This window comes from Fibrobacter sp., assembly GCF_017545445.1.
In the GTDB taxonomy this organism is placed as follows: domain Bacteria; phylum Fibrobacterota; class Fibrobacteria; order Fibrobacterales; family Fibrobacteraceae; genus Fibrobacter.
On record NZ_JAFWOM010000039.1, the window covers coordinates 28,960 to 37,472 of the forward strand.

Consider the following 8,513-nt stretch of genomic DNA (forward strand, 5'->3'; position numbering starts at 1 on the left):
TGGATAGGAATTCCTTCCATCAGGAATTCCGTAGATAAAATTTTAGAGAATTTGTTAGGAGTAAGTTATTCTAACTTTACACAACGGACGGAGAAGCCTTTAGTTTTGAGTTCGCGATGATTTTTCTGCGGAGAACTTTCATTTTTGGCACTAACAAGCCCATGATGAGCTCTAATTTCTTTATCCTCTTCATATTCCTCCGGACGGAACCATGCTGTTTTTTCATACAATCCAGAAAAACCACCCTCGGCAGTTCTCAATCCAGCACCGGTAAGGGAAAAACCGCTGTAATTATTTCCTCCGAAAGCATAGGCAGAGCGAAGTCCCTTAATGCCAGATTCGAATTCATCCTTATACCCCATCACAACAGCAAAATCATCGTATGTAAACAATCGCCAGCCGTCCGGGCAAATACCTTGATGATTCGGCCGGATTAAGTCCGAGCAACTTTCCGTATTGCAGCGGCTGGGCAGTTGCATCATTTCCGCCCACTGGTAGAGTCCGCCAAATTCGTCGCACAAGGTGGTGTCGTTGTTGTAGCAGTAACGTTCTATCTTGGAATCATCGTTTTGGTCGTCCTTGCCCAGAACCATTTCACCGATATTCAAATTTTCGGCCATTACAGTCACTGAATAACCTTTATATTCGGAATATATTGTGATGTAATAGTAACTCCTGCCATTGCGCGGGTCGGTGAATTGCTTGTAGGCATCCTTGCCAACCTTGCTCGCGTTAGCAAGCGTCTTCGAGTGGTCAAAAGGCACATATTCACTGCTGCTAGAATTGTCATTGCGGGAACTCGAAGAGTTCGTGGCAATCTCCTTGCTGGAGGATGAAGGCTTACTGTTACTGGATCCTATCGCTCCGCTCCAGGATGACGATGAGGCTTTGCCCGAAGATGACGAAACAACCTTTTTACTGGAGGAGGAGGGCTTACTGTTACTGGATCCTATCGCTCCGCTCCAGGATGACGATGAGGCTTTGCCCGAAGATGACAAAGCAACCTTTTTGCTGGAGGAAGAAGAGAGTTTCTTTCCGTCACTAGACCCATTCGACTTCGCTGACGCTCCGCTCAGGGTGACACTACTACTGCTTAGAGCAACCGTCTTCGAAGAAGACGATTCATCGTCGTTTACAGATGTGCTGCTGTCGTCGCCGCACGCGACGAACGCTAAGGCTAGAAGAACGGTCCCTACCCACCCGGCTCGGAGGCCGGGGCTAAAGGCAAGTATGGCTTTGCTGAATAAATGCCTCCAGGACGATAACTTGAACAATATCCTCATTTCGATACTCCTTTCCTTCCATATACCCAACAACAAAATACAAAATTCACCACAAATGGCCCTGAGACCAAGGGCCTCAGAGCCTGTTTGAGGTGTAAAAACTAACCGTTTTTAGTTTCGTTGAGGCCAAGTTCAATCTTTCCGTACTTGGCTTCGTACGCCTTGAGGGTCGCTCCGAGCATAATAGCGAGGCGTTTCGCCGTGAACGGGGTCATCACCACGCGTTCAGCGATATCAACGTCAACCTTGTCCTGATTCATTTTCCAAGCACGATTTACGCCCAAAAGAACCATCACTTCTTCGCGGCCGGCAACGACATTGGTTGCATTCACGTAAAGGCTTTTCATGTTTGCGTCATTCCACACAACTTCGGGCTGGTTGACGGTATTTTGTTCGTTCGCAGTTACTTTTTTTTCTTCGGACATAAGTATCTCCAAGGGGTTAACGTTATTAATTCATTCACAGCCAACAAGTTACGTTTTTTTGCAACAAAATCAGCAAAAATAACTTGAATTGACAATACTCCACACAGATAAAAGAATATAATTATTATTTTATCATTTAAGTATAAAATACCACTTTTTTGTAGCAAAATTTAATTTACACAACATTTAACAAAGTTAAAAAACGCTTTTTAACAAAATCAGTTTTTTTCGCCTAACAAAATTATTTTTTTCTCACAACATTAGTAATATCTTGACAATATTGTAATGCAATTTTAATTTTCGTCTGTTTTGGGATAAAAGGTTATCCCCTCTTGGAGGTTCTAATGAGCAAAATTCGTTCATTTGTTAATTACCATATTATTTTGGCACTATCTTCGTGTTTCATTTGTGGTTGCTCGGTTTCCGATTCTGTTGACAGCGATTATTCAAAATGGAGTTTTTCGGGTTCCGTCGTCGATGCAAACGACAACCAAAGTTTAAGCGGAGCCGTAATAACATACCAGGATGCATCCGGAAAAAAAGCAGAAGCGACAACTGACCAAAACGGTTATTTTTACATTGAAGCCCTCCCCTACGGTACACGTTCGTTTACTTTCAATTACAAAAAAATTTCTAAGAAAGACACGCTTTATTATTCGCCAAAAACTATCAGCATCACTTCGACAAGCGAATCCTCGCACATGGAAGGCGTTGTCGCCAACAATTCCTCTATCATTCGTCTGAGCCCCATCAACGCCTCGTTAACGGGCGAATTCTACATCCATGACGAAAATTCCGAAAAGAACGTCCCCGCCTCCGATGTCAAACTAAGCATCGTCAAACAAAGTGAAGACTTTATCAATATTTTTCCAAAGAACTTTTCCGTCAAAACCGATTCGGACGGAAAATTTACATTTAACGGACTCCCCGCAGACACAGGATTCATCCTTCAAGCCGAATCCTACAGCTACAGCGGCTTGCGCTATACATCAAACAACATAACACTTCCCAAGCTCAAGAGCGACGTAAAAACAGACCTCGGCCGCATATACCTCGTCCGCGACACAACCATCGAAAAAAAGCAAATCATCAAATCGTCCAATGTCATGGACGGCAATTTCAACGGCTTTAGCAACGTTTCCACGCTCGCAACGCCTTACTACGTGTTCAGCGAAAAAATTTCTGATAAAAATTTGTCCGTAACAATAAAAGCAGACACAAGCGTATTCTACGTTACGCCGACCTTATCGAAAGATACCTTGTACTTAAATCACGATTTAGCCTTCCCCGCCGAGACAAAAATCACCGTAAGCATCAATGCATACAAAAAAAGCAACGGCGACAGGATTGCCCTTACGCTGAGCGGGGATTCCGCATTCACGACGGACCGCGGACTTTACGCAGTCACAAGCAACGCATGGCCAAGCAACAAGCAGTTCCGTGCAACGTTTGGAATCAAAGACACCATTTGGGTCAAATTCAGCGAGCAGCTCGACACCAACACGGATAGAATCCAGTGGAGCTACGCAAACGGAATGGCCCGCACCATTTACGCAAACGGCTACTACGCTAACGCAAAATCCTGGATCAAAAAAGATACGTTATTCGTCAAGATGCAAGAAAAGATTCTTGATTCCCGCGTTCAGGGAGATTCCGTAGGCATGAACATAACCGTTTATGCAAAAAACGAAATGTACCTCAAGGGGTTCACGCTACGCACAGAACTCGAAGTTCCGCCGCAGTCCTCTTCAAGCGCAGTATCTTCATCCAGTGCAGCAACGTCTTCAAAAGCATCATCCTCGTCTAGCATCACATCGTCTTCGTCCAGCTCCGCAGCACAATCCAGTTCAAGTTCGTCTAAATAATGATCCGTAGTATTATCACAACCCTCTCGCTGGCAGCAGCAGCCTATGCCGCATCTTTCGACGGAGTCACAGAACCTATAGCCCAAGCAAAAATCGGATTTACCGTATCCGGGAAAATCGACAGCATCTGGGTCAAGGAAGGAGCATTTGTCCACAAAGGCGACACTTTAATGAACCTCGTCAAGACAGAAGAAGAGCTGCGCGAGAGCATCACAAAAATCGCTGCAGAAGATACTTCTAGCGTAGCATCCGCCAAAGCCAAGATGGACACCTACGAAAAGGATTTACAGGTCACGAAAAAGTTGTTCGAAACATCCACGTCCATCAGCGCCGAGCAGGTCTGGGAAAAGGAAATGAATTACAACGTGACCAGAGCCGAATGGGAAGCCGCCAAAGTGGCTAAAACCAAGGATTCCCTGGAACACCGCATGGCACAAGCGCAACTCGAAAAGCTCTACCTCATAGCACCTTTCGACGGTGAAATCGTCGCCATCCCCAAAAACAGGAGCGAAAGCGTCGAAGCTTTGGAACCCGTCATGGAAATTGCAGACGTACGCACCTGCCGCATGATAGCCTATATCATCGTAAGCAAGGCGAGCACGTTAAAAGTCGGGCAGCAAGTCAGCTTGCAGCTCAACAGCGGCAAGGCACGCAATAAAAAAGGGAGAATCGAGTTCATCTCCCCTGTTGTTGACAAAGCTAGTCTTTTACGTACCGTCAAGGTCGTTTTTGACAATTCGGACAAAGGCGTAGAACCTGGTGTCACAGGAACGATTTCTGTCAAATGAGCAGACAAAACAACACAATATTTCGTATAAAAAAAGGGCTTTTCATAACCAGCCTGTTTTTTGCAGTTGTTTCTTATGCGCAAGATTCGTTATTCATTGATTTCGACACGGCTTTGAACATCGTTATCGAGAACAACATCGACATTCAAGAAGCAAAGAGCAACTGGATGGTGCAAAGCGAAGCTGCGAACGGAGCCTACGGCGAATTCGAACCGCACTTGACAGCCAGAGCATTCAAGGAAAGGGGAAACTCCCCCAGCGCACTTTTTACCGAAACCAAGGAAGAATACAAAATCGGCATCCAAGGCAGAGCACCCACCGGTACAGAATACAATGTCGGATTCAACCAAGCCGGCTACACCCATAGCGACTACACTTCGGAACTTTACGTTGGCGGAGAACTTCGGCAGCACCTTCTAAAAGACGGCCCGCTATTCAATACAACATTTATCAACCAACGCCTTGCCAATTTCCAAAAAGATCAAGCATTTCAAAAATATCGCGAAACGCTCAGCGAAATTCTTGAAAACTTTTGCGACACCTATTGGAACTATTACTTTGCTCAACAAACGTTACGTTTTGCAGAAAAATCATCATCAGTCGCAAGCGAAATTGTAGAAGATGCCCGCAAGCGCCTTAAGCTTGGCATGCTCTCGATGCTCGATTATCAAAAAGCGGTCGCTGAATATTCCGACCGCGAAGCGGCACGTCTCGACGCTTTAGACAAGCTCCGCAGTGCACGTTTGTCTTTACTTTTGATACTCTCTTCGCAAGAACTTATTAGAGATTCACGCCCCATTTCTATCGTTCCCAACACGACTCTAGATTCCATTGCCATTCTCGATTCGCTAACGTACCTCGATTCCATCAGCATTCTGCATCCGGCATACCTCATGCAGAATATCGAAGTTGAAATCCGCAACACCAATTTAAACAAGAGCAAGAACAAATTCTTGCCCACCATCGACATCATAGGCAATTACGGCATTCGCGGTCGAGACAAGGATGCAGAAACCGCATTAAGAAAATTCAGAAGTAGTTCCAAAAGACAAAACGTTTTTGCCTACGGGGTCGAAATAGACATACCGTTATTCGCCAATCTTGAAGAACGCCACCAGATTGCCGCCGACAAAGCTAGCGTCCGTTCGGCACGTTCAAGGCTAACCTTATTGCAGGGCAAACTCTACGAAGAATACCGCATATTGCAACAACGCGCATGGGAACTGCGCAACCAATGGAAGTTGAGCGAATCCGCAGTCGCCTACCACGAAAGCGAACTCAAGGAAGAGTTCAAGAAAATGGAGCTTGGAAAAAGCAATTACCACATCATATTCGAAATGGAAGACGATCTCCGTCAAGCACAGCAAAGGCATCTGGAATGCATGAAGCAGCTCCGCATCATTGACGTGCGACTCATACGCGCCACAGGAAAATTGTTGTTGCAAAACGGACTTGAATCGTGGAAAGACGGAAAGATTACGCTCCGCAAGGACTTGCTCAGTGACTAACGCAAACGTAAAACTGGACCCGAACGACATCATTAAAGCACTGCAAGGTGCGTTAAAAACGACCAACGCAAAGATTGGCCAATTGACGAATGTTTTCGATATCGTCCAAAAGGTTCTTGAAAAAGAGAAATTCAAGCAGGCCGCATTAACTCTCGCTAGTGAAATTGCAGACCACCACAAGGCAGAACGAGTAAGTTTCGGTTGGCTCAAACACGATTACATTGTTCTAAAAGCAATCAGCCATACGGACCATTTCGAAAAGAAGATGCAGATTGTACGCGATCTCGAAGGTGCCATGGAAGAAGCCTACGAACAAGATGCATCCATACTCTTCCCGCCTCCAGAAAATATTTCTTTGGCCACAAGAATGCACGAATCTTATAGCCAAACGTACAACGTAGGCTACATGTTGTCTGTACCGGTACGTCACGGAGATGACATCATAGGCATCATCACCTGCGAACGCAAGGGAATGCCCTTCAGCGACGAAGAAGCGACGGAAATTCATCTTGCATCAAACCTTTGCAGCGCAAGGCTCATGGAACTTTACCACAAAAGCAGCTGGTTCGGAGCAAGAATGGCCCGTAGCATGCGAAAGGGACTCGGTAAGCTCTTGGGGCACGAACATACTTGGGCAAAGTTCTTCTCGATTCTCGGCATCGCGCTCGTTCTTTTCGCAACGCTGTACCCGCTCGAATACAAAGTAAGCTCCCCTGCCATTTTAAAAACAGATAAAATAATATACTTAACAGCACCATTTGACGGATACATCGACAGCGTCTTTGTAAAGCCAGGCGATGTCGTCTATAAAGACCAGGAAATTCTTCGCCTTGACCAAGAAGAGCTCAAGCTCGAAGAAGCAGACCTGCTCGCCCAAGAACAGGACAACCGCCAGGAAATTCAGAAAGCACAGGCAAGCCGCGAACTTGCCGAAATGCGAATCCAGCAGGCAAAGTTAGAACAAACTCTAGCACGTCTCAAAACTGTCCGCTACAAGCTCTCAAAGTCAACAATACGCGCCACCGTCGATAGTGCCATCATCGTCGAAGGCGACTTGCAAAAGAAAATCGGAGCACCCGTAAATCAAGGCGCAGAACTGTTCCAAATGGCCTCCATCGAGAACATCTACGTCGAATCTGCCGTGAGCGAACTCGAAATTGCCAACATCCCAGAAGATGGCGAAGGTCTTTTGGCCATCAAGAGCCGCCCCGATTCCGTCTATCGCTTTAAAACGGAACGCATAAGCCCGACAGCAACCGTCAAGGATCAAGAAAACACGTTCCCCGTACGCAGCGAGTTTATAGATGGTGTCCCCAGCTGGTTCCGCCCGGGTATGACGGGGATCAGCAAAATCTACGCCGGCAAAAAGACGCTCTGGTGGATTCTATCGCACCAGGCAATCGACTATCTGCGACTCAAACTCTGGTGGTAAACAGCAAAGCGTTCGCTGTCATGCCGGCCTCTGTGCCGGCATCGGTTGTACTGCATAAACAACGGACCCCGCAACGGCGTGCGGGGTGACAAGGCAAATGAGCTTTCAACAGGACCATCGCGCTTAGCGACCACTCAGGATGACGTACGCAGTTTGCGCATTATTCAGCGAATAAAATAGTAAAAATTTATACAAAACAGCTTATATAAAATATAATTTTACATAATTCAAACACATGCAAAAAAGGCATCCATCAGAACACCTTCTAAAAAACGTTTAAAGTTTTACACGACTTAAAGCTAATTCGTTGTCTTATAATTTTTTACGCAACGAACGGAATACGCAGTAGTTTTTGGGTAAGATCTATCATAATAAAAAGCACTAATTTCTAAATCCATGCAATTCGCACGTGCTCCACCTTTTTCTTTAGGAAACCAATAAGACGCGTATTCAGCTATATATTTATACTCACACCCCACATCCGTACAATATCCGCTTCCCCCTAATAAAGCAGAAAAACCATATGAATTCGCCCCACTAGTCGCTCGTGACAACGCCGAATAATTGCCATTTTCACGTCCTCCAATCATTGAACGCCATTCAACTTCATTCATCACATGCCAGCCTTCCGGGCAGGCCCCCTGAATCTGAACATGGTCCCAATCAGAATCATAAACGATCCCCGTTGCTACAGAATCAGGGCAATCAGGCGTAGTTCCCGTCCATACACTGTCGCACGCTTTGGGGAGTCCCATAACCTCGCTCCAACTATACATGCCACCAAAGTAATTTTCGCAATACCACGAATCATCGTTGTAGCAATATTTTTCAACCTTATTGTCGTCAAATTCCGTTGTCCCAAGCTTTATTTGCGTACCGTAGTTCAAATTCTGGGCAAATACAACAAATTCAGATGGATTCTTATAAGACGTTTTTATAAGAACCGTTTTATATTCCTGATTATCGCGAGGATCCTTGAAAGTTCCATATTCTATTTGGTCATTAAAGACACTATCTTTCTTAAAGCTTTCCTTGAACGTCAAAACCTTTTGGGAGGAACTAGAGAAATAGTACAAAACGTAATATCCGTTTTCACAAACATACCATTCCTTTTCACGAGTCCCACGAATCGATCTTTGAATCAGATGTCCCTCTTCTGTACAAGCTTCCACATATACAGAAGAACTTGACGTTTTCTTAACAGAACTCGAC

The 8,513-nt window shown here is 45.3% G+C and carries 7 protein-coding genes; 4 read left to right on the forward strand and 3 right to left on the reverse strand.

Features of this window, described 5'->3' with window-relative positions:
• Positions 1–65: 65 nt before the first annotated feature.
• Positions 66–1,283 carry an FISUMP domain-containing protein gene (locus tag IKG78_RS04800; protein WP_290940138.1) on the reverse strand — a complete coding sequence of 406 codons (1,218 nt, stop codon included), beginning with the start codon at positions 1,281–1,283 and terminating at the stop codon, positions 66–68.
• Between the two features lie 101 nt (positions 1,284–1,384).
• Positions 1,385–1,708: a DUF3467 domain-containing protein gene (locus tag IKG78_RS04805; protein WP_290940140.1), complete on the reverse strand. Its 324-nt coding sequence runs from the start codon at positions 1,706–1,708 to the stop codon at positions 1,385–1,387.
• 344 nt (positions 1,709–2,052) lie between these two features.
• On the opposite strand from IKG78_RS04805, the gene IKG78_RS04810 reads away from it, so the two are divergent.
• The 4 genes from IKG78_RS04810 to IKG78_RS04825 are packed head-to-tail and all read left to right on the forward strand — an operon-like array spanning position 2,053 to position 7,301.
• Positions 2,053–3,573, forward strand: a complete 1,521-nt coding sequence (locus IKG78_RS04810; protein WP_290940143.1) for a carboxypeptidase-like regulatory domain-containing protein — start codon at positions 2,053–2,055, stop codon at positions 3,571–3,573.
• Complete coding sequence (locus IKG78_RS04815; RefSeq protein WP_290940147.1) at positions 3,573–4,361, forward strand: efflux RND transporter periplasmic adaptor subunit; 789 nt, start codon at positions 3,573–3,575, stop codon at positions 4,359–4,361. Before IKG78_RS04810 ends, IKG78_RS04815 begins: the two co-directional genes overlap by 1 nt.
• Complete coding sequence (locus IKG78_RS04820) at positions 4,358–5,869, forward strand: TolC family protein (protein WP_290940150.1); 1,512 nt, start codon at positions 4,358–4,360, stop codon at positions 5,867–5,869. The genes IKG78_RS04815 and IKG78_RS04820 overlap by 4 nt, the downstream gene beginning before the upstream one ends.
• On the forward strand, positions 5,862–7,301 hold the full coding sequence (locus IKG78_RS04825) for an efflux RND transporter periplasmic adaptor subunit (protein WP_290940153.1): 1,440 nt from the start codon (positions 5,862–5,864) through the stop codon (positions 7,299–7,301). The genes IKG78_RS04820 and IKG78_RS04825 overlap by 8 nt, the downstream gene beginning before the upstream one ends.
• A 299-nt stretch (positions 7,302–7,600) precedes the next feature.
• Here IKG78_RS04825 and IKG78_RS04830 read toward each other — a convergent pair.
• A partial coding sequence (locus IKG78_RS04830; RefSeq protein ID WP_290940156.1) for an FISUMP domain-containing protein occupies positions 7,601–8,513 on the reverse strand: 913 nt, incomplete at its 5' end.

What these genes read in the sequence shown, in the direction of transcription:
- IKG78_RS04800 (WP_290940138.1), bottom strand. Translation starts at nt 1,283, where the DNA reads ATGAGGATATTGTTCAAGTTATCGTCCTGGAGGCATTTATTCAGCAAA.
- IKG78_RS04805 (WP_290940140.1), bottom strand. Translation starts at nt 1,708, where the DNA reads ATGTCCGAAGAAAAAAAAGTAACTGCGAACGAACAAAATACCGTCAAC.
- IKG78_RS04810 (WP_290940143.1), top strand. Translation starts at nt 2,053, where the DNA reads ATGAGCAAAATTCGTTCATTTGTTAATTACCATATTATTTTGGCACTA.
- IKG78_RS04815 (WP_290940147.1), top strand. Translation starts at nt 3,573, where the DNA reads ATGATCCGTAGTATTATCACAACCCTCTCGCTGGCAGCAGCAGCCTAT.
- IKG78_RS04820 (WP_290940150.1), top strand. Translation starts at nt 4,358, where the DNA reads ATGAGCAGACAAAACAACACAATATTTCGTATAAAAAAAGGGCTTTTC.